25 protein-coding genes, 2 tRNA genes and 1 pseudogene are annotated in these 24,851 nt (G+C 61.4%); 5 read left to right on the forward strand and 23 right to left on the reverse strand.

Features of this window, described 5'->3' with window-relative positions; all coding sequences use genetic code 11:
• Positions 1–63: 63 nt before the first annotated feature.
• The 5 genes from ABD982_RS07455 to ABD982_RS07475 form a co-directional block, all read right to left on the reverse strand.
• Positions 64–1,038, reverse strand: coding sequence for a glycosyltransferase family 4 protein (locus ABD982_RS07455; RefSeq protein WP_345446134.1), 975 nt, complete (start codon positions 1,036–1,038; stop codon positions 64–66).
• A gap of 233 nt (positions 1,039–1,271) precedes the next feature.
• A complete protein-coding gene (locus ABD982_RS07460; RefSeq protein ID WP_237203909.1) occupies positions 1,272–2,255 on the reverse strand; it encodes a ribose-phosphate diphosphokinase in 984 nt (327 codons plus the stop codon).
• On the reverse strand, positions 2,255–3,709 hold the full coding sequence (glmU, locus tag ABD982_RS07465; protein ID WP_345446136.1) for a bifunctional UDP-N-acetylglucosamine diphosphorylase/glucosamine-1-phosphate N-acetyltransferase GlmU: 1,455 nt from the start codon (positions 3,707–3,709) through the stop codon (positions 2,255–2,257). Before glmU ends, ABD982_RS07460 begins: the two co-directional genes overlap by 1 nt.
• Before the next feature lie 71 nt (positions 3,710–3,780).
• A tRNA-Gln gene (locus ABD982_RS07470) sits at positions 3,781–3,852 on the reverse strand.
• A 116-nt stretch (positions 3,853–3,968) separates the two neighbouring features.
• On the reverse strand, positions 3,969–4,559 hold the full coding sequence (locus ABD982_RS07475) for an arsenate reductase/protein-tyrosine-phosphatase family protein (RefSeq protein ID WP_345446138.1): 591 nt from the start codon (positions 4,557–4,559) through the stop codon (positions 3,969–3,971).
• Positions 4,560–4,729: 170 nt separating this feature from the next.
• Between ABD982_RS07475 and ABD982_RS07480 the strand changes: the two are divergent.
• Together ABD982_RS07480 and ABD982_RS07485 are read left to right on the forward strand one after the other, a co-directional pair.
• Positions 4,730–6,070 (forward strand): annotated as a pseudogene (locus ABD982_RS07480) (ABC-F family ATP-binding cassette domain-containing protein); the annotation flags it as partial.
• 134 nt (positions 6,071–6,204) lie between these two features.
• On the forward strand, positions 6,205–8,013 hold the full coding sequence (locus tag ABD982_RS07485) for an ABC-F family ATP-binding cassette domain-containing protein (protein ID WP_119297048.1): 1,809 nt from the start codon (positions 6,205–6,207) through the stop codon (positions 8,011–8,013).
• A gap of 90 nt (positions 8,014–8,103) precedes the next feature.
• Here ABD982_RS07485 and ABD982_RS07490 read toward each other — a convergent pair whose 3' ends face one another.
• Complete coding sequence (locus ABD982_RS07490) at positions 8,104–8,340, reverse strand: hypothetical protein (RefSeq protein WP_119297042.1); 237 nt, start codon at positions 8,338–8,340, stop codon at positions 8,104–8,106.
• Between the two features lie 9 nt (positions 8,341–8,349).
• A complete protein-coding gene (locus ABD982_RS07495) occupies positions 8,350–8,715 on the reverse strand; it encodes a sulfate permease (RefSeq protein ID WP_119297043.1) in 366 nt (121 codons plus the stop codon).
• 209 nt (positions 8,716–8,924) lie between these two features.
• Here ABD982_RS07495 and ABD982_RS07500 point away from each other — a divergent pair, with 209 nt between their 5' ends.
• A complete protein-coding gene (locus ABD982_RS07500) occupies positions 8,925–9,938 on the forward strand; it encodes a DNA-processing protein DprA (RefSeq protein WP_225984160.1) in 1,014 nt (337 codons plus the stop codon).
• Between the two features lie 113 nt (positions 9,939–10,051).
• On the opposite strand, the gene ABD982_RS07505 is transcribed toward ABD982_RS07500, so the two are convergent.
• The 5 genes from ABD982_RS07505 to ABD982_RS07525 are packed head-to-tail and all read right to left on the reverse strand — an operon-like array spanning position 10,052 to position 17,165.
• Positions 10,052–12,193, reverse strand: coding sequence for a DEAD/DEAH box helicase (locus ABD982_RS07505; RefSeq protein ID WP_119297044.1), 2,142 nt, complete (start codon positions 12,191–12,193; stop codon positions 10,052–10,054).
• A complete protein-coding gene (locus ABD982_RS07510) occupies positions 12,169–13,053 on the reverse strand; it encodes a HamA C-terminal domain-containing protein (protein ID WP_119297045.1) in 885 nt (294 codons plus the stop codon). Before ABD982_RS07510 ends, ABD982_RS07505 begins: the two co-directional genes overlap by 25 nt.
• On the reverse strand, positions 13,028–13,159 hold the full coding sequence (locus ABD982_RS07515; protein WP_345446146.1) for a hypothetical protein: 132 nt from the start codon (positions 13,157–13,159) through the stop codon (positions 13,028–13,030). Before ABD982_RS07515 ends, ABD982_RS07510 begins: the two co-directional genes overlap by 26 nt.
• A 56-nt stretch (positions 13,160–13,215) precedes the next feature.
• Positions 13,216–16,773, reverse strand: coding sequence for a MobF family relaxase (mobF, locus tag ABD982_RS07520; protein ID WP_162909124.1), 3,558 nt, complete (start codon positions 16,771–16,773; stop codon positions 13,216–13,218).
• 59 nt (positions 16,774–16,832) lie between these two features.
• Positions 16,833–17,165 carry a hypothetical protein gene (locus tag ABD982_RS07525; protein WP_124108932.1) on the reverse strand — a complete coding sequence of 111 codons (333 nt, stop codon included), beginning with the start codon at positions 17,163–17,165 and terminating at the stop codon, positions 16,833–16,835.
• A 26-nt stretch (positions 17,166–17,191) separates the two neighbouring features.
• Here ABD982_RS07525 and ABD982_RS07530 point away from each other — a divergent pair, with 26 nt between their 5' ends.
• Entirely contained in the window at positions 17,192–17,470 is a 279-nt protein-coding gene (locus ABD982_RS07530) for a hypothetical protein (protein ID WP_345446152.1), read from the forward strand.
• Between the two features lie 502 nt (positions 17,471–17,972).
• Positions 17,973–18,308: a DNA cytosine methyltransferase gene (locus ABD982_RS07535; protein ID WP_225984242.1), complete on the forward strand. Its 336-nt coding sequence runs from the start codon at positions 17,973–17,975 to the stop codon at positions 18,306–18,308.
• Between the two features lie 744 nt (positions 18,309–19,052).
• Here ABD982_RS07535 and trxA read toward each other — a convergent pair.
• The 11 genes from trxA to ABD982_RS07590 form a co-directional block, all read right to left on the reverse strand.
• Positions 19,053–19,376 (reverse strand): thioredoxin, encoded by a 324-nt coding sequence (trxA, locus tag ABD982_RS07540; protein ID WP_006214176.1) that lies wholly within the window; start codon positions 19,374–19,376, stop codon positions 19,053–19,055.
• 94 nt (positions 19,377–19,470) lie between these two features.
• Positions 19,471–20,085 carry a CueP family metal-binding protein gene (locus ABD982_RS07545; protein ID WP_179861205.1) on the reverse strand — a complete coding sequence of 205 codons (615 nt, stop codon included), beginning with the start codon at positions 20,083–20,085 and terminating at the stop codon, positions 19,471–19,473.
• Positions 20,086–20,199: 114 nt separating this feature from the next.
• Positions 20,200–21,141 (reverse strand): cation diffusion facilitator family transporter, encoded by a 942-nt coding sequence (locus ABD982_RS07550; protein ID WP_006214174.1) that lies wholly within the window; start codon positions 21,139–21,141, stop codon positions 20,200–20,202.
• 2 nt (positions 21,142–21,143) lie between these two features.
• Positions 21,144–21,533 carry an ArsR/SmtB family transcription factor gene (locus ABD982_RS07555; protein ID WP_040560570.1) on the reverse strand — a complete coding sequence of 130 codons (390 nt, stop codon included), beginning with the start codon at positions 21,531–21,533 and terminating at the stop codon, positions 21,144–21,146.
• Between the two features lie 136 nt (positions 21,534–21,669).
• Positions 21,670–22,260, reverse strand: coding sequence for a LysR substrate-binding domain-containing protein (locus ABD982_RS07560; protein WP_197464198.1), 591 nt, complete (start codon positions 22,258–22,260; stop codon positions 21,670–21,672).
• Positions 22,261–22,582: 322 nt separating this feature from the next.
• Entirely contained in the window at positions 22,583–22,729 is a 147-nt protein-coding gene (locus ABD982_RS07565; RefSeq protein WP_156491183.1) for a hypothetical protein, read from the reverse strand.
• A 44-nt stretch (positions 22,730–22,773) separates the two neighbouring features.
• Positions 22,774–22,847, reverse strand: a tRNA-Cys gene (locus tag ABD982_RS07570).
• 15 nt (positions 22,848–22,862) lie between these two features.
• Positions 22,863–23,381: a carboxymuconolactone decarboxylase family protein gene (locus tag ABD982_RS07575; RefSeq protein WP_040560569.1), complete on the reverse strand. Its 519-nt coding sequence runs from the start codon at positions 23,379–23,381 to the stop codon at positions 22,863–22,865.
• A 13-nt stretch (positions 23,382–23,394) separates the two neighbouring features.
• Positions 23,395–23,766 (reverse strand): ArsR/SmtB family transcription factor, encoded by a 372-nt coding sequence (locus ABD982_RS07580; RefSeq protein WP_061867933.1) that lies wholly within the window; start codon positions 23,764–23,766, stop codon positions 23,395–23,397.
• Between the two features lie 35 nt (positions 23,767–23,801).
• Complete coding sequence (locus ABD982_RS07585; RefSeq protein ID WP_225984161.1) at positions 23,802–24,479, reverse strand: DUF8185 domain-containing protein; 678 nt, start codon at positions 24,477–24,479, stop codon at positions 23,802–23,804.
• Between the two features lie 64 nt (positions 24,480–24,543).
• Positions 24,544–24,849 (reverse strand): metal-sensitive transcriptional regulator, encoded by a 306-nt coding sequence (locus ABD982_RS07590; protein WP_006214168.1) that lies wholly within the window; start codon positions 24,847–24,849, stop codon positions 24,544–24,546.
• Positions 24,850–24,851: the final 2 nt, after the last annotated feature.

Genomic DNA, 24,851 nt, shown 5'->3' on the forward strand with positions numbered 1-24,851 from the left:
TCTGCCGTGGTAGCGGCGACGTTTTGGGTTCAGACTCCATATTCTCAGCCAGGTTTAGAATCACTAAGCAGCCAATTTTTCACAGACTTCTAGCATTCCTTGTGACCAGTTCTCCCAGGTCAAACGTTGGGAAGCGTCCTGCTCCGCCGCTGCTGAAACTCGGGTCAGTTCAGCCGGTGTCAGAGTTACCAACAGCTCTGCCATTTCTTTAACGGCGTTGTCCTGCGATACTAGCCAACCAGTTTCACCCTGGCGAACCAGGGTGGGGATGCCACCAACCAGGGTAGAAAGTACGGGCAACCCGTGGTTGAGAGCATCAGTCACAACCACTCCACCTGCGCTTGCCTCGGTTGGTTCTAATAAGAGGTGGTGGGAACGATACAAGCGAGATAATTCTTCACGGGTTTGGCGCGGTAAAAACGTCACTCCGTCTGTTTCAGTGACAGGAGGTGGTGCCCCCACCACTGTGAGCGTGAGTTCAGGACGCACAAGACGGGCTTTTCTAAAGCTCTTCAGAGCCCGCTCCCCACCTTTGCGGGCCCAGTTAGATGCAATAAAGAGAACAGCAATACCTAGGTCAGTAGATGTAGAGCCTAAAGGACCAGATACAGGTGGAGTTCCCGGACCGAAAGGAAGCACGCGAATAGCTGCTGGGTTCACCCCGTTATCATTGATCAGTTGTTGGGCAGACCATTCACTGGCTACACAGAAATAATCACTTCTACGCGCTACCCAACGATCCAACATTACACCTTGAAACAGGGTTAGGCGGGATACTCGGTCGTGCTTAAAATACGCCTTAACTATGGCTTTAAAAGACGAATCAGTTACCTGAACTAGAGGAATATGGGCAGGCACACCCAAGGACTCTTTGGCAGCTGCGAACGATACCACTACATCTACTTGATGCTGATTCAGCAACTTTCTCACAGCCCGTGCCTTGCGGAAGGAGGTGGCGAAAGAATCACCTGGTAGGTAGGTAATCTTCAGGAGACCGAGCAACCGTGTAAGAAGACGATCCACCATAGAATCACGCATTTTTGGCACCTGTAAAGGTACTAATTCAACTTTTTCAGCAAGACTTTGGCAAGCAGGCAAAACTACCCCAGACCATGAGGATGGATCTTCCATATCCCAAGAAGACAACATACCTACTCTCATGATCAGACTCCTTTTGTAGTGACTCGGCAACTACTCCGAGACAAGTCAGAATATGAAAACGTGCGGCACCAGCTACTGAGCTGGAACCGCACGATCATAGGTGATGGTAGCTAGTGGGCCTTGCCTTCAAACAGGCTGGTGACGGAGCCTTCATCAAAGACTTCCTTGATAGCCCGGCCCAAGAGAGGGGCAATCGATAGAACTGTCAGGTTCTCGAACTTCTGGTCATCGCGTAGCGGCAGGGTGTTAGTCACTACCACCTCACTGGCGCCGCAGGAGCCCAGACGCTCAGCGGCAGGGTGTGAGAAGACAGCATGGGTAGCTGCGATAATGACGTCTTTTGCACCGTTATCCTTGAGCACCTTCACCGCGCCAGCAATGGTACCGCCGGTATCGATCATGTCATCGATGAGCACGCAGGTACGGCCTTCAATATCGCCCACCACGGTCTTTGAGATAGCCTGGTTGGGGACATTAATATCGCGGGTCTTGTGGACAAAGGCAAGAGGCGCTCCGCCCAGAAGCTCTGCCCACTCTTCAGCAACGCGCACGCGGCCGGTATCGGGTGAAACAACGGTGACGTTCTTGGTATCAACCTTGCTTGCTACGTACTCTGCCAGTAGGGGGATCGCCATCAGGTGGTCCACAGGACCGTCAAAGAAGCCCTGAATCTGAGCAGTGTGCAGGTCAACGCTCATCAGACGGTCAGCACCGGCAGTCTTGTAGAGATCCGAGATGAGACGAGCAGAGATAGGCTCACGGCCCTTGTGCTTCTTGTCCTGACGGGCATAGGGGTAGAAGGGCGAAACCACGGTAATGGAACGAGCCGATGCACGCTTGAGGGAGTCAATCATGATGAGCTGTTCCATCAGCCACTCATTGATGGGAGCAGGATGCGCCTGAATCACAAAAGCATCTGCACCGCGCACTGATTCTTCAAAGCGCACATAGCGTTCCCCGTTGGCAAAAACGTAAGAGGAGCTAGGTAGAACTTCGTTGCCCAGCTCAGCTGCAATCTGCTGTGCAAGTTCTGGGTGGGCGCTACCACTCAGCAAGGCCATCTTCTTTTCGCCCGGATTAGTAATCTCCGTCATTACTTGTTCTCCTCAGAGGTTGCTGCCTCGGCTGCAGCTGCAGCCTCAGTACCCGCTCGGTTTTTGGTAACCCAGCCTTCAATGTTGCGTTGGGGGGCTTCGTTGATTGCAAGGGCGCCAGCGGGGACGTCCTGGCGAATAACGGTCCCAGCTCCAGAATACGCCCCATCACCGATAGTGACAGGAGCGACGTACATGTTATCGGAGCCCATGCGCACGTTATTACCTACGGTGGAGCGGTGCTTGTTGACACCATCGTAGTTAACGAAGATGGACGCCGCGCCAATGTTGGAGTTCTCACCGATGGTGACATCCCCCGCGTAAGACAGGTGAGGCACCTTAGAGCCCTTACCGATTTCAGCATTCTTGGTCTCTACAAAGGTGCCAATCTTGCCGTCTTCGTGCAGATGGGTGCCGGGACGCAGGTAGGCGAAAGGGCCAACGGTAGCGCCGTCATCAATCACTGACTCAGAACCGTGGGTACGTTCGATAATAACGCCAGCACCAATGGTGATGTTTTTAAGAGTGGAATCAGGGCCAACCGTGGAGCCAGTGGCAATGCTGGTGGTTCCCTGCAACTGGACGCCAGGTAGCACGGTGACATCGTTTTCGATGGTGACGGTGACATCAACCCAGGTGGTTGCCGGGTCAACGATGGTCACGCCGTTGCGCATATGCATCTCCAGCAGACGGTCATTGAGCTTACGGCCCAGCTGGGCCAGCTGTACGCGGTCGTTAGCGCCTTCAACTTCCCAACGGTCTTCAATCGCCAGTGCACTGGTGCGGTGACCTGCGTTGCGAGCAATCTCCAAGACATCGGTGATGTACTTTTCACCCTGGGAATTATCGGTGGTCACCTGCTTGAGCGAATCGCGGAGAACAGCAGCATCAAAGGCGTAGATACCCGAGTTGATTTCAGTGATAGCTAGCTGTTCATCAGTTGCGTCCTTGGCCTCAACGATGGCGGTTACTTCACCAGTAGCGTTGCGGATGATGCGGCCGTATGCACCGGGATCAGCAATATTAGTGGTAAGAACTGTGACCGCGTTACCATCAAGCTCATGAACCGCGATGAGTTCTTTAAGTGTTTCTGAGCGGAGTAGAGGAACATCGCCATAGGTGACGACAACGGTTCCCTTAACGGTGGCACTCTCGTCAAGACCCAGCAGACCCACTTCAACTGCACGACCGGTGCCAGGAACGTCATCCTGATCCACAATGGTGACAGAAGGGTCAAAGGCAGTAACGTGGGCTGCTACCTTGTCACGCTGGTGACGCACCACAACAGCTAGACGCTGGGGATGAAGGTCCTGAGCAGCTGCTATCGCGTGCTCAACCATGGAACGCCCACCAATAGGGTGCATCACCTTGGGAGTCTCTGACTTCATACGGGTTCCAGCACCTGCTGCTAGAACGATGACGGCTGACGGTGCTTTCGCTACTGCAGTGCTCACAATGTGTGGACTCCTCGAGTGATATGGGAATCGTCACCGGTGGTTATCCCAACGCTTAACGTGGTGACTAGCTCCGCCACAAGGACTCGAACCTTGAATAACGGCTCCAAAGGCCGCTGTGTTGCCAATTACACCATGGCGGATCACTGACTGGCTCTGGAGGTGAACTCACGTAAAACTCCTTGAGAACAGACAGTCAAAATAGTATCAAAGTCATGCCCTGATACGAAATACAGTGAGCTATAACGCACGCAAAAGTTTAATACCCCAGCCAGGGAATGATGACATCAAGTGCGTTCTCAACTTCCTGAACAGCCTTCTGGGCAGCAGGTTTACCTCTGAGGTAAGGGTCAGCTATTTCATCGGCTGCTAAAGGCTCTTCAACGCGCTGCTGCATGAAGGCGACCGGATCAACGCGCCGTCCAGCATGCTTCCTCAGCCGTGCCATTTGCCCCAATAGGTGAATTTTTGAGCGATACTGCGGCCACTCCTGGACCAACCAGCGAAGATGCTCCTTCTCCATCACCAGGACTAAGGCAGACTCAGCGATCATTCTTTCTGTTACCTGTTTGGCCCGGTGAGCACCACATTCAACGCCACGAACATCTAGTTCTCTATCAATATGAGGGGCCACACCGGAGCCCACCACAGCACCAGTCCCAGCACTGTCAAAGGTCCACTGCGCATCCGGTGAAATTTTAGAGCGGGAGATATATTGCGCAGACGCGCTACGAGCTATATTTCCGGTACAGATAAAAAGAACTTGTTTTTTTACAAGCGGCACCACAGAATCAGAGGATTTTTTGTACCCAAACCTGTGTAAAAGGGTTGAAACATTAAAATCTGACATGGCGCTCCGCTCATTATGGTCCCGTTAGGTGGGGCTGTGCCTTACCCGCCATTATTTTACCTGCCGAGGAAGTAGGGCACCCCACATCTTCACCACTCGTAAGAACGGTCTCTGTCTGCAGATACATACTTTTCTAGAGCAGAACCACCGGGTGCCTGTAGCCTAGAGAGGTGGCACATTTATTAGGCGGCGAAGAGCTGCACATCGAATTCCCCACCCGTACTGTTTTTGAGGGTGTAACCGTTGGACTTAACGAAGGTGACCGTATCGGCATCGTAGGTCGCAATGGAGACGGCAAATCAACCCTGCTCTCACTTTTAGGGGGGAGGCTCGAGCCTGACTCAGGAAAGGTGACTGTTCGTTCAGGGACCCGTATCGGCTACCTAGACCAAGCGGACGTCCTCAATGATGACCTCACCGTGGGTCAAACGATTGTGGGCGATACCCCCGAATACGAGTGGGCCTCCGACGCCAAAGTGCGCGACGTGATCGCGGGCCTGGTCTCAGACCTCAACTGGAACGCCCCTATTGGTTCGCTCTCCGGCGGCCAGCGCCGCAGAGTAGCTCTGGCCGCCTTGCTAGCTGGCGAGTGGGATGTTCTCATGCTTGATGAACCCACCAACCACCTTGATGTTGAAGCTATCACCTGGCTTGCCCAGCATTTGAAGAACCGCTGGCCCAAAAACGCTGGCGGCTTGCTCACCGTGACCCACGACCGCTGGTTCCTCGATGAAATCTGCACCGCGACCTGGGAAGTACACGACGGCATTGTTGAACCCTTTGAGGGAGGCTACGCCGCCTACATCCTGCAGCGTGTTGAGCGTGACCGTCAAGCAGCAACCATTGAAGCTAAGCGTCAGAATCTCATGCGTAAGGAACTGGCCTGGCTACGCCGTGGCGCACCCGCCCGTACATCCAAGCCTAAGTTCCGCATTGATGCCGCTAATAGTCTAATTGCTGATGTTCCCCCGGTGCGCAACAAGGTTGAACTATCACAAATGGCGGTTTCACGCTTGGGTAAGGACGTCGTTGATATCGAAGATGTCTCAGTCAGCTACCCGGATGCCCAGCGCCCAGGTTCTTTCAAAGAGGTGCTCAAGAAAATTACCTGGCGCATAGCCCCCGGTGAACGCACCGGTATTATGGGCGTCAACGGTGCCGGTAAGTCAACGCTCCTGGGTCTGGTCACGGGCTCCGTCCAGCCCAGCACCGGCAGAGTTAAGCACGGTAAAACCGTTAAGGTAGCCACCCTTACTCAGCAGCTCGATGAGCTAAAAGACATCGAAAATGACCGGGTCTCGGATGTCATTGGCCGCAAACGCACCACCTATGTAACCGGCGGGAAAGAAATGACCCCCGGGCAGTTGTTGGAGCGTCTTGGCTTCACCTCAGCGCAGCTATCTACTCCTGTTAAGGACTTGTCAGGTGGCCAGAAACGACGTCTGCAGCTTCTTCTCATTTTGCTCGATGAACCCAACGTCCTGATTCTGGATGAACCCAACAATTCGATGGGTTGTTCGTTCCGGACACCTCGATTCTACCGTCGTGGCAGGGCAACGTCACGCCCTGATGCTCGACGTCGGCTCCTTGGGAGACGGTATGGCGTGCCGTGTCGCACCGCGCCGGTCGGGAGGGGTGGTCGCTGATGGCTACACCGCTTCTGGGGGCCGAAGGGCTGCACTTGGAGTACCCGACGCGGGTGGTCTTCGACTCGCTCTCGGTCGGGATCGAGGAGGGCGACCGGATCGGGATCGTCGGTCGCAACGGTGACGGCAAGTCGAGCCTGCTGGGGATGCTCTCGGGGCAGATCGAGCCGCAGGCGGGTCGGGTGACCCGGCGCGGCGGCGTGCGGTTCGGCGTGCTCGGTCAGAGTGACGACCTCGATCCGGAGGCCACGGTCGGGTACTCGATCGCCGGCGACGCGCCGGAGCATGAGTGGGCCAGCGATGCCCGCATCCGCGATGTGATCGGCGGGCTGGTCTCGGATATCTCCTGGGATGCGGTGATCGGCCGACTCAGCGGAGGGCAACGGCGGCGCGTGGCCCTCGCCGCCTTGTTGGTGGGTGACTACGAGCTCATCGCGCTAGATGAGCCTACGAACCATCTTGATGTGGAGGGTATCGCTTGGCTGGCTGAGCACATGAAGCGACGCTGGCCCAAGAACAGCGGCGGACTGCTGGTCATCACGCACGATCGCTGGTTCCTCGATGAGGTCTGCACCGAGACGTGGGAGGTGCACGACGGCACGGTCGAGCCGTTCGAGGGCGGCTACGCCGCCTACGTGCTCCAGCGGGTCGAGCGAGATCGGATGGCCGCTGCGGCCGAGAGCAAGCGGCAGAACCTGATGCGCAAGGAGCTGGCGTGGCTGCGGCGAGGCGCTCCGGCGCGCACGTCGAAGCCGAAGTTCCGGATCGACGCGGCCAACGAGCTGATCGCTGACGTGCCGCCGGTGCGCAACCCCATCGAGTTGCAGCGGGTCGCTGTCGCACGTTTGGGCAAGCAGGTCGTGGACCTGGAAGACGCGAGCGTGAGCTTCGGGGACCGGACGATCCTCGATGACGTGACCTGGCGGATCGCCCCTGGTGAGCGCACCGGCATCTTGGGCGCGAACGGTGCGGGCAAGTCGACGCTGCTCGGACTGATCTGCGGCACCCTGGAGCCGACCGAGGGACGGGTCAAGCGGGGTAAGACGGTGCAGGTCGGCATCCTCGATCAGCAGTTCTCCCAGCTCGCCGATATCGGCGGTGACCGGGTGCGCGAGGTCCTGGCCCGCACCAAGACCACGTTCCAGATCGACGGGAAAGACCTCACCCCGGCGCAGCTGCTGGAACGGCTCGGCTTCGCCCGCGAACACCTCTCGGCACGCGTCGATGACCTCTCCGGCGGGCAGAAGCGGCGGCTGCAGCTGCTGATGCTGCTGCTCAGTGAGCCGAACTTGCTGCTACTAGACGAGCCTACGAACGACGTTGATGCGGACATGCTCGCCGCGTTGGAAGACCTACTGGACTCCTGGCCGGGCACGCTGATCGTGGTCTCGCACGACCGCTACCTGCTGGAGCGGGTCACGGACCAGCAGTACGCCATCTTGGACGACGGGCTGCGGCATGTGCCGGGCGGGGTGGATGAGTACCTGCGGCTGCGAGCCGCGCAGGAGCAGCAGGCCGTGACCCCGTCGCCGATGAGCGCCCAGGCCGCCGAACAGAAACCATCGTCGCCTTCGTCTTCGGAGTTGTCGGGTGCGGAGCGCCGGGCGGTGCAGAAGGAGATCGGCGCGATCGAACGCCGGCTGGAGAAGCTGTCGGGAAGCATCGACCGCATCCATCAGCGTCTCGCCGACCACGATCAGAGCGACTACGGGGGCCTGCAAGGCCATACCGATGAGCTGCGCGAGGCGGAGGGCGAGGTCGCCGAGCTCGAAGAGCGGTGGCTGGAGCTGTCCGAGTCGATCAGCTGACGGGCCAGGGCTCCCGCCCCGCAGACAGAGGTTCGCGCCTGCCGCTTCGTGAGCGACAGGCGCGAATGCTGATCCCGATGACCGGGGTGATCAGGCCTGCGGCGGTCTGTGCTCGTTTCTTGTTTCGGCGGGGGTGGGTTCTCGGTAGGTCTCGGGAACCTCTTCGGCGCGACGACTGGCTCGTGATTCTCCGATCTCCTGCAACGTGAGACGGATCAGCATCTCCGACAGCTTGTGCAGATCGGGTGGTTCGCGATGCACCGCCCTGATAGAGAAATGTCGTTCGTCGTACCGACGCCGCGAGGTCTTCTTCACGTACTTACCCATCGTGCACTCCTACGCCGAGACCGTCGGTTCGGCGATAACGTGCTCCCGAGAGTTACGCTCCGTGCGCCGCTCGGTGTGCTCGTGGATGCGCACGCGGGCAAGCAGAACCAGGCTGACGGGGCCGATCCAGAGCAACTTGAGCCCCGACCAGATCGCGACCAGCACGATGAGGTTGAGCCAGCCCGGCCCGCCGTCACGGATGATGACGGTCAGTAGGCTCGCGGCGTAGAGGTACGGGATCGCGAGCAGCATCGCCGGGATGCCCCACTTGAGGCCGCGACGGGTGCGGACCTTGTCGAGCACGATGTTGGTCGGCATCCGGCGGCGCATGAAGACGCGGATATGGATGCTGGCGAACCAGATGAGTCGGAACATGATGCCTCCAAGCACGCAACTGTGATGAGGCAGTACGTGTGGAGTGTCCCGAAGGACGGCCCCAAAAGGGGGCCTACATGGTGAGGGGCGAATCTGCCTCTGTGCTTCTCACTCTACGCCGCGCGTACGACGCGCGGTAGCCCCCGCGGGCCGTGCTCGGTCGCTGGCGGTGCACCTTGCCGGTGACCGTCTGGGAAGGGACACAGATCATGGCGAAGCTGGCAGAGCAGGCGAAGGGTGAGCGGCAGGCACGGATGATGCTGTCGATGATCGCCGAGCCTGACGACGCGGCCACCGGCCGCATCCTGCACCGACTCGGCGGGGTCGAGACGCTCCGGCTGCTCGAAGACGACCAGGCCGCGGTGCCGGAGATGAACCGCGCCGATGCGATCGCCTGGCTCAACCGCGTCGCCCCGCGCATTGAGGGCGACATCTCGGCACGAGTTGCGGAGGCGGAACGAGCCGGTATGTCCACGCTCATCCCGACCGATACGGACTGGCCGCACGCGCTCAACGACCTCGGCTCCCGCGCCCCGTACCTGCTGTGGACACGCGGGGCGACCTCCTTCCTCGCAGGCGCTCTCACGGATCGGGTCACGATGACCGGCTCCCGGGCGGCCAGCGAGTACGGCGTCCAGGTCGCCGGGCATCTCGCCGGAGACCTGGCCCAACAGGAGCGCACCATCGTCGCCGGCGGCGCCTACGGCATCGACGCCGCAGCACACCGGTCGGCACTCGCCGACGGTGGAGGCACGATCGCGGTACTGGCCGGCGGCATTGACCGTCCCTACCCGCGCGGGAACTCGGACCTGCTGGCCCGGATCGGCGATCTGGGGGTGCTGGCCAGCGAGGCTCCTCCGGGGGCGACGCCGACCCGGTGGCGGTTCATGGCCCGCGCCCGTCTGCTGGGTGCGCTCTCGGGCGCGACGGTGATCCCAGAGGCAGGCTTCCGGTCGGGATCGCTGCTGGTGGCAACAGAAGCCCACCGGCATAGCCGCGCCGTCGGAGCGGTCCCCGGCCCGGTCACGTCGGCGGCGAGTGCGGGTCCGCATGAGCTCATCAAGCGCGGACGCGCCGAGATCATCACCGATACCGCGGACGTGACCGCCCTGCTGGATTCGCTGGATGATCCAGGCCGGCTGCTGAACCGCCAGGCAGCCTATCGGCCGTTCGAGACTCAGGAGCCCGCTTCTTTCGGGTTGCCGACAATTCGTCAGTTCTAGGATCGCCACGCTGAAAACGTCGAGACCACACGGGCGAGAAGCCGTCTCTGTGGAGCGCAGTCATCCCGGCAGAGGTGCCCTTCACTCGGTTGATGGGTTGAGTGCAGCGGAAACTAAATCGTTGCCACTACTTCTCCGAGAAGCGAACGTTCAAAACTAGTAAGCGGTATTCTCTCTGTGCCACGCAACGCCTGAATTGCTTCAAGCATCTCATCGAGACTTCGGGAGTTCCCAAGTCCGCGTACCAACTGTCGCGATATCTCAAGAGGCAGGCCGTACTCCTCCAACGTAGTGAGATGCGGAGCGGAGAACATGCTCTCAACTCGGGCCGCGAAACCGTCGAATGACCCAGATTCCAATCCGCGCTCCTCAAGAATCTCGCTCACGACTACATCGAGCGCCCTCAACGCAGTGGGAAAATTGTGGTCTAGCCAGTACCGCACGAAATCGAACGCCGCCTCAATCTTCTCGTCAACGCTGGAAGATTGATCATGTTCGTTCTCAACAAACCCCGCGATAATGTCCTTCATTCGGCCTTCAACAAGAGACGCTTGATTGACTTGATAAGCGAGTTGCTGCGCGCTGTATGCGCCGTGCCCACGATGATACGAAGGAGGAATGTAGTTCCATATCAGTTCGCAGACTGCCCGAAGCTCCGCCCATTTTGGGTAGGAAGTAGACCACTGCAGCGGCTGAAGCCGTGACGTGGGCAGCGTGCGAATATGCTTCGCAAGCTCGGTTGCAGCTTCCGGTTCCACACCCTTTATCGAGCGCAGAACCTTCAGGCTAAGGCCCGACTCTTCTAATACAGGTGACACCCGCTCCCTGGTCTCGTCGCTCCAATCTCCTTCGTCGATCTGCACGAGTAGTGAACTCGGGGCAATATCGCTTTGGCTGACTCCAGGAATGTCAATCTCGGGAAACTCTCTCGTCGGGGCATCATGAAAGAGCACGATCTCACCCACGAAATGCTTAAACATTCTGCCAACACGGCCACGTATGTTGGCGAATGTGAAGTAGTTGTATGCCCTATTAGCAACTTTGCGATCAAGAATTATGATGCGTTTTGCTCGGGTATTGACTCCTTCGATCAGAGAGTTCGTGCAGACAAGCGTGTCAAGATCACCGTCTTCGAATCCCTGTACCATCTTTTGTGCGAGCCAACGAGGAAGGCGTCCATGATGCACACCCACTCCACGTCGCAGCGCTCTTGAGACAATCCAATCCGGATGGTAGTTCTCTTCGATCCACTCGGCTACTTCCGGTAAGCCCCGACTAACGGTCGCGCCACTTGACCGCTGTTCGATCAGCGCTTCCAAAACCTTTCGCGTCTTTGCTGGGCTTTGGCAATATACCAATGTGGGGTCACAGGACGAACCAATCAGTTCGGCTACTATCGCGAGGCGTTCTTCGTCGTTTGAAGCCTTGAGTTTTCTGGTGTCAGCAGCAACGGTGGAGAAATCAGTTCTGATGAAAGAAGCACGAAGGTTAGAAGGGAGGACTGATGCGAGGCCCTCCACGACTGGACCCGCAAAGTAAAACTGGGCGCCAGTCTTAGCGAGTCGCAAGAATGCCTGATTCAACATTGATGCGCGTTGTTCTAGAGTGCCTTCGCTCTCCTCCGCAAGCTTGTAGAACTCGTCAATGAAGAAGAAATCAACCGCAGGGAGTTGAGGAACCGCGAGCAACCGCTCCTGTGTCATGACCAGGATGTTGCGTTCACTCAACTCCTGGTTCGGGTGGGTGACAATCTTGTACTCACGAAATTGGGAGAGGCGTCGGCGGGTCTCATCCAGAAGTGCGATTGTAGGAACCACGAGTACCAGGTTCTTGTACCTGCCAGTTTGAACTAGTGCATCTATAACCACACTCTTTCCAAAGCTGGTTGGCGCCGAGAGAATTACATTCTCTCCTTCAACCAGGCGGTGAAATACTTGAGACTGAATGCGGTGGAAGACGGTCTCAGAGGCTGGGTTGGGTCGGTTCATTTCCATGATGACCGCATCCCGAAGAGAGTCATGGTCTGCACCTTGAACGGCATAGGGGTACAGTCCGTGCAGCATTGCTAAACTTCGAAGGATTTCGCCCTCGGGTCCCGTCCTACTGATTTTCTCAAGCGCTCGAATTACAAGATCCGTGCTTTCAGATCCGATGCCATTAATTGAAGTGAAAGCAGCAATATCGGATAGGATCTCAAACGCGTCGTCAACCTCACCGCGTAGCAGAGATGTCAGTTCTGCGTGAGAGCCTGCCATGCTTTCAACCTCCCATCGAAAGCGGACGTGAGTTCGGCCTTGGTGTCCATTGGGAAGAAAAACACGTGTGCCCTGATCTGACGAGGAAGTGTCCAGTTCTCGTACCTGTCTCGCAGACTCTTCCAGTTGTTCATGACCTCGGTTCGTAGATCAGCGAGGTACTCCTCAGTGCTCTCCTTGTGCCTGCCCGCAGCTTCGCTGTCATAGGAAATGAAGATAGGAACTACGACACTCTTGAATGTTCTGTCCAACGAGGTCTTTCGAGACAACAGCGCGGTGATCTTGTCCCGGTGAGGATAGTCGTCAGGAATCTTGTCGGTTATGGCGGCAAATTCGTACCGCAGGTAGTCGCGACTGAGATGTAGCTTCAGCTCATCATATATTGCGCTGGCTGCACCGTAGCTGTCTTTATAGAGCTTCGATTCGCCAAGCCAGAGTTCCAGTTCCCCGGAGGCTCCTGTATCGACAATGTGGGCACAGTCGAAACCTTTGACAGTGTCGTTGGCAGCGTCTTTGAAGTAGATCCGGGATATAAGTCTCGAACTTCCATAGAACTTGCGCAGAATCATGTGAAGGAGGAGTTCACCAATTTCTCCTCTTCTCTCAAAGTCAATGGTGGCGTAGACACGACTGAGAGCCTTCCCGAGCAGTGCTGTGCCAGTAGCGTGGTTGTACCCTTCCAGTTCTTGCGTAGGAAGAATCCAATCTGCTGCCCAATTGATCAGATCGACGCTGAGGTCATCGGAGCGCCATGTTCCATCTTCGAAACCGGCGCAAAACGTTGCAGATGGTAAGAGACTGTCGGTGTGATCTACGACGAGTTCAAGGATCGTCTCAGGAACTGGGAGCTTCGTAGCCATTGCCGACAGTTACCTCCGTGGATAGCTGAAGACGCTCAACGGAGGTGCCCATGAGGTCGAAGTTGCTGTCATAGCTACGCGTGCCGCAGCCATGCGGTTGAGTCACATCCTATCCTCTTCGGCTGTAGCCAAGAGGTCCTCTGGCGTGAGTGTCACCAGATGTCACAGGGATCGTTCTTGCCTCCTGACGCTGACAGAACGTTGGGCGACAGAGTCTCCGGTCTGAGGAGTATCCGCAGCTACCCGACGTATGGCTGCCGCTGCGCGGGCGCGGTCAATCTTCTGCGCCGCGCTCTGGGGTGCCGGGCCGAGTGGGGTGTCGTCGCTGATTTGATAGCGGTCGCGGTAGGCCGCGATGGTCCGGGCGTCACGTCGCCAGCGTGCCTGTTCGCGGTCACCGGACGGCGGGTCACCGAGCGGCTGGGTCCACGGTTCGCCGGTCTGGCGGGCGGTGTCGAGGATCGCGTCGGCGCGGGTCTCGATCAGCTCTCGTCGCTCGGTCAAGGCCTGGAGCATGTCTGCCGCGATCGGGCCCTGCACGTGCGGGATGAGGCCGGCGATCAGCCGCGGGGTCTTCCTCATGCGCCCCGACCCGGCCGGCTGGGCGGTGGCGCGTGCGAGACGGTAATGCATGACCTTGGCGATGTCCTCGGCGTCATCGAAGCCGCGAGCAGCCACCAGGCGCGGGAAGAGCGTATCGACGTCGTGGTGGTTGGCCTCGGCGCGGCGCAGCTCGGCAGTCAGCGCTCCGAACGCGACCGAGCCCAGCGTGGCGTCGGCCTGTTCTTCGGTCAGGCCCGAGTCGCGGATGAGGGCGGCCCAGCGGTCGTGTTGGGCGGCTGCGGCGATGGTTTCGTACTCGGCGGCGAGCTGGGCGATCGAGCCCCACTGGTCCTGCTCGGCGGTGATCGTCTCGTGCGCGGAGAGCTCGGCTCCCGAGTGCTGCAGCACTCCGTAGAGGACCGAGCGGCCGGTGGCTTCCTCGTTGTCCGAGGGGTGCGGTGCGGCGTGGTCGTCGGGGCGGTCGAGGACGACGTAGGCGTGGTTGGACTCGCGGCCGCGGGTCATCGCGACGTAGACGTTCTCACGGGTCGAGGACGGCTCGACCAGCACATGCGCGGTATCGACGGTGATGCCCTGCGCCCTATGCGCAGTGACGGCGTATCCCAGATCGACGTGCTCGGCCACGTAGTCGGCCGGCAGCACGATCGACCCGAACCTGCGGCCGGGCTTGCGGATCGTGATCGACCCGTCATCGCGCACGTCGGTGACCTGCCACCGCGCGCCGTTGCGCACCCATCCCCGGCCCGTGCCGGTGCGCAGGCGTCGATCGTTGCGGCGGGTGATGACCGTGTCCCCGACGCCAGCGGACGTGCCCTCGGCCAGTGCGACCTCCCGGCCGGGTTTGATCTTCCCGGCCAGGATGAGATCGGCGCGGGCCCTCGCGTTGAGCGCGGTCACGTCTTCACGGGTCTCGGCGATCAGCACCGAGGCCCGTCTGGCGTCGCGGTCGGCACGCCAAGCGGTGTAGGCGGCATCGATCATGTCCTCGGCATCGCCGTCGCTGATGCGGCCGTGACCTGCGTAGGTGTCGATCACGCGGGTGCGGCCGTGGCGCAGATCGAGGGAGGCGGTCTTCTCCCATTCGTGGACGAAGCGGTGCACGTCCACGAGCTCGGGGGCGTCGTCGCGGTCGGCCACGAGCATCCCGAAGCTCCCGCCCGCATCGACGGATTGGAGCTGTCCGTAGTCGCCGACCAGCAGCACTTTCGCGCCCGTCTCGGCTGCGAGGCCGGTGATGCGCTCCAGCGACAGAGTGCCCGCGAGGCTGGCTTCGTCGATGATGACGAGCTGCCCGGCCTGGAACGTCTCCCCGCGGAGAAGGTGGTTCTGCCACCACTTCGCCGTGTTCTCGGTCGCGATCCCGAGATCATCGCCGAGGACCTGCGCCGCCACGGCAGAGGGAGCCAGCCCGACCACGGTCCCGTGGCCGTGCTGCTTCTCCCATGCCCGCCGCAATGCCGACATGGCGGTGGTCTTCCCGGCACCTGCCGGGCCGACCAGCACGTCGAGAACACGGCCGGAGACCGCGATCTGGGTGAGCGCTGCGGCCTGGTCGTCGCCGAGCAGGCGCCCTTCCTGGTCGGGCTTCGCGGTGATCTTCTCGACCGTCTCGACCTCGACGGTCGGGCCGGTCAGGGTGCGGGAGCGTTCCAGGAGACGGTCTTCGGCCTCCAGCAGCACCGTGGAGGAGAACACGGTCGAGTGGCGGGGCCGGAACACGCTGGTGCCGTCTGGGCGGCGGAACGCGGCCGGGCTGGTGGCGAGCTCGGGCGGCGTCAGCCGCAGTGAGGCCTGCTCGGCGGCATCGGCGATCATCCCCACGATCGCCTCCCGGTCGCTGGCGGTCGCGAATCGCCATGCCATCGACTGCCGGCTCGCTTCGGAGTGCAGGTTCCATCGCCGCCAGGTCGAGCGTTTCTCGCCGACGACCTCGACCACCGCCTGCCCGAGCTCGGAGATCACCTCCAATGGCACATCATCTGCCCGCAACGGCCGCACCTGCTGCGCCTCGGCGAGAAGGCTGCCGGCCCAGCCGGTCGCGTCCTCACCCAGCAGTTGGCCGGCCCGGTCGCGCCAGCCAGCGGTCAGGTCGGCCAGGGAATGGACCTGCTTCTCGGGCCGGGTGGCGAGAGTGGCCTGGGCGCGCAGGCGCACGATCGTCCGTGCGGAGGGCCGGCGGCCGTGCTCGGCGGTGTAGGCGGCGATGAGCCGGTCGGTTTCGGCGTCGATATCGCGGGCGCGGGAGGAGAACTCCTCGACCAGCTCCTCGCTGACCCCGGTGATCTCCCACGCCGGGTTGCGGTCCCGGCCCCGATCCCGTGCCTCCCACTCCACGCCGAGCGTGCCGGTGAGGCGGTCGGCCAGGACCGCGTTGTAATGCTCCGAGAGCGCGACGACCGCCGCGTGCATCGGGCGGCCATCCAGTGACCGCCATCGTCCGTCCAACGCGGTCTGGACCTTGTTGGAGATCACGACGTGAGTGTGCAGCTGCGGGTCCCCGGAGCGGCTGTCGTAGTGATCGAAGGCCGTGGCGATCAGTCCGGTCACGTCGACCTGGGCGACCGCGCCGTCGGCGGCGGTGTAGCCGGTGCGGGTCGCGGCGACCTCGCGCTCCATGAAGTTCACGACCTCGGCGATCGCCTCGTGATGCGCCTGGGCGATCAGGGCCTGCGTGCCGGCGTCGGCCACGCCCCACAGCACGGAGACGGACTTCGGCACCGAGAACGTGTAGTCGAACCCCGCGACCGCACGGCGGTTGCCCCGCTCGATCTCCTCGGCCTCGATCTGGCTGATCTGCTCGGCACGCTCACCCATCCCCAGGCCGGGGTCGAGGTCGGCGGCGCGCTTCTCGATCCGGTCGGCGACCGAGACGTACCGTGGGAAGGCCCGCCCGAGCGGGTCGCCGCTGACGGGATCGCGGCCCATCCCGATCAGCAACTGCAACTGCGACTCCGAGACCTCATCGCCGAGAGCGATCCGCCCGTCTCCGAGGCCGCGAAGGGCCGACCCGATCCAAGTGCCCGGTGGTGTTCCCTCTTCCGTGTAATACCTGGTCAACGGGGTCGAGAGGGAGCGGTCGCCGTCGGCGGCGGCGATCGTGCGCATCAGGTACTTGTACCCGTCGCCCGCGCTCATCACCCGCATCGAGACCGTCATGCAGACCAGGTGGACAGACTCACCACGGCATCGGTGTGAGCCTCAATGCCGGAGGTTGGCTACAGGGCCGGCCCGTCGTCGGACGGGCCGCGCCGCCGGGGAGCCTGCACGGTGGGCTCGAAGGTCGAGCGAAAGGGGTTCGGGAGCTGTCGGCGTGTTGCACTGGGGTTGCGCAACTGGTCGATCTCGCGCCGTTGCGCCTGGAGTTGCTCGTTCAGACCGTCCATGCTTGTGCGCAACTCGGCGAGCTGCTCGCTGATCTTCGCGTTGGCTTCGGTCAGGTAGTGCATGATCGCGGCCTCGTAGCGCTCGGCATCAGAGGGTTGCAGCTCCGCGTTCACCACAACGAACTCAGCGAGAGCAAACGATCCGTTCCCGGCGGCCTCACTCATGCGACGGGAGGCCATGCGGGAGAACATTGCCGTGCGAGCGGCCCAAGGGGGAACTCGCCACCGTAGATGTCGCCGAAGGCTTCCTGGATGAGCTGGACCGTCTCCGGAGTGAGCAGCAACGGGTTCTCGCTCTCGATGACGGAGGCCATCGCCATGCAGCTCTCAGCAACCGCGTGGTGCGAGGCAGTCCTGCCCTTGATCTCCTGCGTGAGGTTCGGAGGCTCCAGCTCGTGCGGCTTCTGCTTCGTGAACACGTTCCAGAGATCGACTCCCGTGCGCTCATGGTAGGCGCCGTAACGACGTAGATCGTCAGCGATCTTGCCTCGCTCAGCTCCGTGATCGCGAGCTCCACCCGTTCCACCATGACCTGTCTCCTGTCCCTTCGCTCGGCCCGCCGCGGGGCCTGTCGATCTCCAGGTGACCGCGCGATCCCGCCGCCGCGAAGCCTTGTCAACCTGGGTTGACACCTTGATCTGCAAGAGGTGTGGACCAACTCTGAGCGGTAGGTGATCAGGCTGGCGACGAGAGAACGCCGAGCCAAAAATTATGCCGTGGGAAGCCCGGTAAGGGTCGCGCAGGTGACAGGGAGGTGAGTGGGAAGCGCTGGAGAAGTTCGGCGCCGGAGACGGACTCGCTTACCTGGCAGCAACCAGACCGGTAGGGCAGGCAACCGCTCAGCACCGGGAAAGCCAATCACCCGGAGCAACTTGTGTCTGCACGTCGCACTTCCCCCCGTTTCCTCGCCGCGAATTGGCTCGACCTTCAGCGGGTACGGAGGGCTCGACCTTGCCGTCGAACACGCCACTGGTGGGGGATACGGTCTGGTTCTCCGAGATCAACACCTCGGTCGCGCAAGTCTTCTCTCACAATTGGTCGGATGCCCCAAACCTCGGCGACATCTCCGTCATAGACTGGAGTACCGTACCGCCGGTCGAAATCGTGATAAGCGGCTTCCCCTGCCAGGGCGTCTCAATCGTCGGCAAGGGTGCAGGCATCGCGCCAGGTACTCGCTCGGGGCTCTGGTCGTGCATGGCACGCGCAATCGAGGAGCTGCAACCCGCGTGCGTCGTGATCGAGAACGTAAGGGGTTGCTCTCGGCCCCCGCTACCCGACCCGCGAAGGGGTATCAAGTGGACCCGTTGACCGTGATCCTACAGCCGCTGGCCATGCAACCGTTTGCGACTTGGCATCCGACCCGTGCGGTCTGGGGGACGCATCAGCCCGACCTCTTCGGACGGCAGGCGCCGTACTCGGAGACCTGGCCGACTTGCGGTATGACGCACGATGGATCGGCCTACCGGCTTCACTTTCCGGCGCTGATCACCATCGCTTCCGTATCTTCATCGTCGCCTACCGCAGGGGCGCTGTTCCGGACGCCGCTAGCAACGGACTCCTCTCGGGGCGGAGAGACGATGGAGACGGTCAGAGCCCGCGGCGGCACTATCGCACTGAGTCATCAGATAATCGACCTCGCACTTAACGGACCGGGCGGCTCGACCATCAACTCGAACGCAGCGGAGACCCTGTTCGCGCTAGTCGACAGCATCTTCGTCGCTGGGGGCGATACGCCGACGCCGTCGCACGATGGGAGCACATCACCCGACGCGGCGCCCCTGCCCCCGCAGTTCTGAACGAGGACAGAGGGCCACGTTCGTCGCCGGAGTTCGTGGAATGGCTTATAGGTCTGCCAGTCGGATGGATCACCGACCCGATGGGTGATCTGACTGCAAATCAGCAGAACACCGCGTTGGGTAACGGGGTCCTGCCACTTCAAGCGCTCCTTGCCCTGCGCAGTCTTGGACTACGTATGGAACCACGCTGATTTGGGCGATCGTCAACTGCCGCGCAACGATCGGCGGAGTTCGGGAACAGTTCGACGGCCGAGCCTCAGATAATACCGTCGAGGCGCTGCTCGATCTGCGGCTTCGGCATCGCCCCGATGATCTCGCGCACGATCTCACCCTTGTCGAAGACCTTCATCGCAGGGATCGAACTGATGTTGTAGCGCGAGGCGATGTCGGGGTTCTCGTCGACATTGAGCTTGGCGATGAGAAGCTTTCCATCCTGCTCGGCAGCAATCTGGTCCAGGACCGGCGCGATTGCACGGCACGGGCCGCACCAGGCTGCCCAGAAGTCCACGAGAACGGGAACGTCGCTCTGGAGCACAACCTCATCGAAGGTCTGGGTGTCGACGGTGGTGACTTCGCTCATGGGACTGATTTCCTTCCTGTTACACGTTGCGTGCGATAGACCGCACGCACACCACAACACCCTACCCCCTGGGGGTATTCCCGTGGTGCTGGTTTCAGGCCAGTCGCATCGTGGTCAAGCAGGTTTGCGCATCGTCGTCGACGCTCGAAAGTTTGGAGGTGGCGGTCTGGCCGTCGTGGGTGATCGAGATCGACGTCTCGATGCCTCGGGGCAGCCAGATCCCGACGAAGCCGTTGTCGAGGGTTCTCATCTCCTCGTCGACGATCGTCTCGCCGGTCGTCGCATCCGTCACCGTGACGGCCACGTCTGCGTTGCGCAGCTCACCCAGGCATCCGGTCGGGCTGTGGTAGTAGCAATCATGGGTCTGCGACCGATACGGGGCGACGGATACGTAGATCTCGTTACTTGGCAACCGCACCTCTGCCGTGTGTTCGTGCTGATCGGTGAGCGTGACCGCCTCCGCAGTGATCGACGTGGTCAAGGTCTCCGTGCGTTCGTCCAGCGGGATCGCATCGAGCGTTTCGACCAGCTCACGCACGTCGAGGCCATCGAGACCGTTCTCGGCAAGGATCTCGGCTCCGCTGGCCGAGGAGGCTGAGGGTGAGTCGTTGGCGGCCGTGCATCCGGTGAGCAGGAAAGCGCCGACCACGACGGTGATTGCAGCGGTTTTCGTTCCGCCGTACTTCGGGAATGGCCTGAAGTTTTTCATGGGATTCCTTGCCGTGTCTGCCGTGGTGCCAATTGGCCATACTACCCCATAGGGGTAGTGCCTACCTGCGTGACGCGGAAGCCCCCGGAACGAGCCCGGGAGGGGGCACTGCGTTCAGTCGTGCTTGCTGATTTCCGGTTCATGTTCGGCAATGTGCTCGGTCTCGATCTGGAAGGTCGAGTGATGGATGGAGACCTCGAAGTGTCCTGCGACGCAATCTTTGATCTCGTGGAGCGTCTGCGCGGCATGACCGTCGGTGAAACACTCGTCGTCGACGACGACGTGGGCGGTCAGGGTCGGCAGGCCGGTCGCCACAGTGGAGGCGTGCAGGTCATGGACATCTTTGACATGGTCAAGTTCGAGGATGTGCGAACGCACCTTGTCGAGGTCGAGGCCCTTGGGAGTGAACTCCATAAGGACGCCGGTGGTCTCGCGCATGAGCTTGAACGCGCGAGGCACGATCAATGTGGCGATAAGCAGTCCGGCGATGGCATCGGCCTGCATGAACCCGGTCGTGGCGATGACGATCGCCGCGATGATCACTCCGAGCGACCCGAGGGCATCATTGAGAACTTCGAGGAACGCGGCACGCATGTTGAAGTTCGAACCGCGGCTGGAGGCGAGGATGGTGATGGCGATGATGTTCGCGACCAGGCCGATGATGCCGAATATCAGCAGTTCGCTTGCGGGCACCTCCGGCGGCTCGAACAGTCGCCGGATGCCTTCGATGGCGGCGTAGGTGCCCACCGCCAGCAGCAGTGCCGACTGTCCGAGGGCTGCGATCACTTCGATACGCCGGAACCCCCAGGTGCGCTTGGAGTTGGCGGGCTTGAGCATCAGCGTCGCGGCGATCAGTGCGACCAGCAGCCCGGAGGCATCGGTAATGGCATGGGCGGTGTCGGTCAGCAGTGCGAGGCTGCCGGTGATGATCGAGCCGATGGCCTGGGCGACGACGATCGTCGCGGTGATCGAGAATGCGATCCAGAGTTTCTTGCGGAAATCTCCGGGGTGACCGGTCTCGCTGGCGGCGGGGCCGTGATTGTGTCCTGCGCCCATGTCTACTTCTTGTCCGTATCTGTCGCGTGGTGGGTATGTGGGAGTCGCAGGTGCGTGCAGAGCAGGGCCTGCGTGCCGGTGGCATCGAGGAGGCGTTCGGCAGCGGCGATGAGGGTACGCAGGAGCTCGGACTGTGCCAGCGAGTACCAGGTGGAGCGCCCTTCCGGGCGCATCGTCGCCAGGCCGCACTCGACGAGGAAGCCGACATGCTTGCTCACCGTGGACTGGGCCAGGCCCATGTGCTCGACCAGGTCCCGGACCCGGTGCTCCCCGGAGGCGAGGTGCTGCACGATCGCTAACCTCGTCGGCTCCGCAAATGCCTGGAACAGGTGGGCGTACGCTACTGTCGCCACTTCGTCGAGGGTTGCCCCCTCCTCTTGAATCATCGTCATAGGGCGATCATATCGCGCTAGAGCGATATTGTCGAGTGTGATCTGTTGCTCCGACACGGAATGAAACTCAGGGGTCCCGTCGCACCCGAGGATGGGCTACCTGGGGGATGGTCGGTCGCATAGCTGCAGTGGGGAGCTACGTCAGCTGACCATCGGCCCCGGTGGAGAGCAGGCGGGGTGGGGAGCCGATGTCGATGAGTCGGGTGAAGTAGTCCTGTGCGCAGGTGGCGAAGACCCCTACCTGCGGGTGGCTCCTCCTCTGCCCTGGCCAGGTCAGCGCCACGGTCACCCGTGGGGCATCCTCGATGGGCAGATAGACCACCTCCGGCGCGCGGTGATTGTGCGTTGTCGCCTCTGCAGTGATGCCGATGGCGTCGCCGACAGCGATGCGGGTTAACCACTCGTCCGTGTTCGCCACCGAGATCGTGCGCGGCATGCGAGCAGTCGTACTCCACAGCTCCCCGGTGGCCGTCGGAGCGGTCGCGCAGACCGCCACCGGCCCGTCAGCGAGATCGGCTAGGGTCACCGACTCCTGCCGGGCACGCGAGTCGGTACTCGTCACCGATGCAACCAGGCGTTCGGTGAACAGCGGTAACCGCTCCAAACCCGGACCAATGGCACGTTTGGGTGAAGAAGAGCGGATGAGTGCGGCATCGATCGCCCCCGTCGCGCAGGGCCCAGATCGGGTCCGTCGGGCGACTGTATTCGATGAGCTCAGCGTGCCCACGCTTCCATTCCTGGAACAGAGGCAAGGTGTGACGGCCAAAGCCGGCCCAGGCGCAACGGCACCAGGATGCGCAGTGAGGCCGTGGTGCGATCTTCCAGGTGAAAAGGTAGGTTTGAATCCGGTTCCGAGAAGGGCACATGGGCCTGGGTCCGACGATCAGACTCTGTTGTGAGCCGCGGCCCGCCCTCGCCCTCGCAACGTTCAAGTGAGTAGATCCTGGAACGGCCGAACTTCAGACGGATGCCGTAGCCGCCGTTGGGTCCGTCAGGCAGAAACTCTGCCCCAATTCTTCGAGGGCGGCCCGCACACGCTCCTGCTTCTTCTACGACAAGTCGTGTCGCCCCTTCTCGAAGTCGCGCAACTCTTCCTTGGTCACGTTGGCTTCACGGGCGATATATTGGGCGCTCACCTTCACGAGGATGCGCGCGGCGCGTGTCATGTCACCGTTGAAGATGTGCTGGCTCTCCATCACTCGCCTCCAACGACGTGTGTCCTATTGGGCTCAGCGGGAAGTGGAGGTGCCTACGGGATTCGAACCCGTGTAAACGGTTTTGCAGACCGCTGCCTATCCTCTCGGCCAAGGCACCAAGTCGCCGGCGAAGTCAGTCGCCCGGCGTGAGGCCAGCAACCAGGTTGAAGGCGCCGGTGAGAATGTTCAGCGACACGACCCCGACGACATCAGAGATCTCACGGTCGCTGTACCCGTATCCCCGAAGCTCGTCAATCTGCTCGTCGGTGATCGACGTAGGCTCACGGTAGACCTGGAGGCCGAGCGCGATCATCGCCGCGACCGGGCCGGTCATCGCCGTACCCTGCTGGGCGAGTGCGATCTCGTCATCGCTGACCCCGAGCGATCGTGCCGCGCTGATGTGCGAGGCCAGGCACATTCCGCATCCCTGCTTCGACTGCACGGCGATCGAAACGAGCTCGCTGACCTTACGGTCGAGCTTGGCGCGACGCATGGCTTTGCTCAGCTGCAGATAGCCGCCGAGCACCGCCGGGGAGTGCGCCATCGTCGAGACCATGTCTCCGACCTGGCCGTGCCGCTCGACGAGATCGCCGAGCAAGTCTCGTGAGGCCCCCACTGCGGTCTCAGGGGTCAATCGGGAAAAACGGGGCATGATGCCTCCTCTGTCAGTTCGGTCGCGAGTTCGAGGTGGGAGAACCCGCACGAGTGCGTTCCTGCTGCTGATGTTCGGCATGGAAGATCGCAGCCTCAGCCAGCGCCCCGGCATGCACACCGTTCAATAGGTAGAAGTCGCCGGACTCGCGTCGCTGCCGACTCACGATCCCGGCCGACTCCAGGCGGTGAAGCTCGTGGGAGGTCTGGTCGACGGGAAGGTCGACGATGTCCGCCAGGTGATTGGCAGAGACCTCGATGTCGCGAATGGCGAGGATCATCTTCACACTCACCGGATTCGCCAGCAACGCGAAGACTCCGACCGCCGCATTCAGATGCGGTGTGTCATACGTGGCGTGCACGTGCTCAACCTTTTTCATAGTCATCAATACTACCCCATACCCCTATAGGGTATCAAGGGTTATTCAATCGATGTGACGGACTCGGAAACGCGTGGCCGGGTGCGGCGGATCGGGGTGAGGCCAGAGGCGACGGGTCCGCGCAGGAGCACGTGTCCAGTCGGGAGGGTCAACCGCGTCCAACGGCCGGCGGTTGAGATCGTGGCCCCGTTTCCTCGGCTGAGGAACCCGAAGACGTAGGCGGCGAACGCAACGCCTTGTGGCAGCGATGCGAGTGCCGTGTCCGGGGTGCCCCAAACCGTGCCCCGGATCTTGCGGACGACATCGTCGCCGGGTTTGTCGGGAAGTGCTTGGGCGACGGCCTCGATGCCGGCACGGGCGCTGCGCATCAGCGTCAGGCTGGACACATCCGCAATAAGTCTCCACCCGTGTTGCGGGGGTTCGACGCTGGTCCAGGCGGGTGCCAGCGCGGTTTCCGGCAACGCCAGGGTAAGAGGGACGGCGGTCGCGGTCAACGTTTCCACGGTGACGTCGCACTGCAGCTGAGGGTCGGAGCGGAGCGTGCGAAGGACGAGGATCGTAGGAGTGCGGTCGAGCGGACCACGGGGCGTTAGCGCGGCTGCGCTCATGCGCAGCAGCCCGGCCGCGGCCTGCAAGCGCACGCCATGGGCACCGGCCTGCGCGGCCCGCTTAGCGAAGGTGAGCGCGTCGCGGGCGGACGGCGCGTCGGCAAGGATCAAGCGCGCTGGCATCCTGAGGGTTTGTGCCCGCCGTGTCCTGGAACGCGGTGATCGGGGTCCGGGTTCAGGAGCGAACGAGCCGGTTGATGGCGTCGGTGGCTTCCTGGATCTTCTCGACGGCCGCCTCGTCGCTGAGCTTGGCGGCATCAAGCACGCAGTGCTTGAGATGGTCGTCGAGCAGACCAGTCGCAACCCCCTGGAGGGCACGGGTCAGAGCGGAGACCTGGGTGAGGATGTCGATGCAGTACTTCTCCTCATCGATCATCTTCGCGATCCCACGCGCCTGTCCTTCGATGCGCTTCATGCGGCCGAGATAGCGCTCCTTGTCGCTGATGTAGCCGTGCTGGTGGGAATCGGTATCGACAGACATGG

Origin of the sequence: Rothia endophytica, assembly GCF_039543885.1 — a bacterium.
In the GTDB taxonomy this organism is placed as follows: Bacteria; Actinomycetota; Actinomycetes; order Actinomycetales; family Micrococcaceae; genus Rothia; species Rothia endophytica.

Excerpts from the sequence above, each read along its gene's own strand:
- ABD982_RS07455 (WP_345446134.1), bottom strand. The coding sequence starts at position 1,038 with ATGCGTGATTCTATGGTGGATCGTCTTCTTACACGGTTGCTCGGTCTC.
- ABD982_RS07460 (WP_237203909.1), bottom strand. The coding sequence starts at position 2,255 with ATGACGGAGATTACTAATCCGGGCGAAAAGAAGATGGCCTTGCTGAGT.
- ABD982_RS07475 (WP_345446138.1), bottom strand. The coding sequence starts at position 4,559 with ATGTCAGATTTTAATGTTTCAACCCTTTTACACAGGTTTGGGTACAAA.
- ABD982_RS07485 (WP_119297048.1), top strand. The coding sequence starts at position 6,205 with ATGGCTACACCGCTTCTGGGGGCCGAAGGGCTGCACTTGGAGTACCCG.
- ABD982_RS07490 (WP_119297042.1), bottom strand. The coding sequence starts at position 8,340 with ATGGGTAAGTACGTGAAGAAGACCTCGCGGCGTCGGTACGACGAACGA.
- ABD982_RS07495 (WP_119297043.1), bottom strand. The coding sequence starts at position 8,715 with ATGTTCCGACTCATCTGGTTCGCCAGCATCCATATCCGCGTCTTCATG.
- ABD982_RS07500 (WP_225984160.1), top strand. The coding sequence starts at position 8,925 with ATGGCGAAGCTGGCAGAGCAGGCGAAGGGTGAGCGGCAGGCACGGATG.
- ABD982_RS07505 (WP_119297044.1), bottom strand. The coding sequence starts at position 12,193 with ATGGCAGGCTCTCACGCAGAACTGACATCTCTGCTACGCGGTGAGGTT.
- ABD982_RS07510 (WP_119297045.1), bottom strand. The coding sequence starts at position 13,053 with ATGGCTACGAAGCTCCCAGTTCCTGAGACGATCCTTGAACTCGTCGTA.
- mobF (WP_162909124.1), bottom strand. The coding sequence starts at position 16,773 with ATGACGGTCTCGATGCGGGTGATGAGCGCGGGCGACGGGTACAAGTAC.
- ABD982_RS07525 (WP_124108932.1), bottom strand. The coding sequence starts at position 17,165 with ATGAGTGAGGCCGCCGGGAACGGATCGTTTGCTCTCGCTGAGTTCGTT.
- trxA (WP_006214176.1), bottom strand. The coding sequence starts at position 19,376 with ATGAGCGAAGTCACCACCGTCGACACCCAGACCTTCGATGAGGTTGTG.
- ABD982_RS07545 (WP_179861205.1), bottom strand. The coding sequence starts at position 20,085 with ATGAAAAACTTCAGGCCATTCCCGAAGTACGGCGGAACGAAAACCGCT.
- ABD982_RS07550 (WP_006214174.1), bottom strand. The coding sequence starts at position 21,141 with ATGGGCGCAGGACACAATCACGGCCCCGCCGCCAGCGAGACCGGTCAC.
- ABD982_RS07555 (WP_040560570.1), bottom strand. The coding sequence starts at position 21,533 with ATGACGATGATTCAAGAGGAGGGGGCAACCCTCGACGAAGTGGCGACA.
- ABD982_RS07565 (WP_156491183.1), bottom strand. The coding sequence starts at position 22,729 with ATGGAGAGCCAGCACATCTTCAACGGTGACATGACACGCGCCGCGCGC.
- ABD982_RS07575 (WP_040560569.1), bottom strand. The coding sequence starts at position 23,381 with ATGCCCCGTTTTTCCCGATTGACCCCTGAGACCGCAGTGGGGGCCTCA.
- ABD982_RS07580 (WP_061867933.1), bottom strand. The coding sequence starts at position 23,766 with ATGACTATGAAAAAGGTTGAGCACGTGCACGCCACGTATGACACACCG.
- ABD982_RS07590 (WP_006214168.1), bottom strand. The coding sequence starts at position 24,849 with ATGTCTGTCGATACCGATTCCCACCAGCACGGCTACATCAGCGACAAG.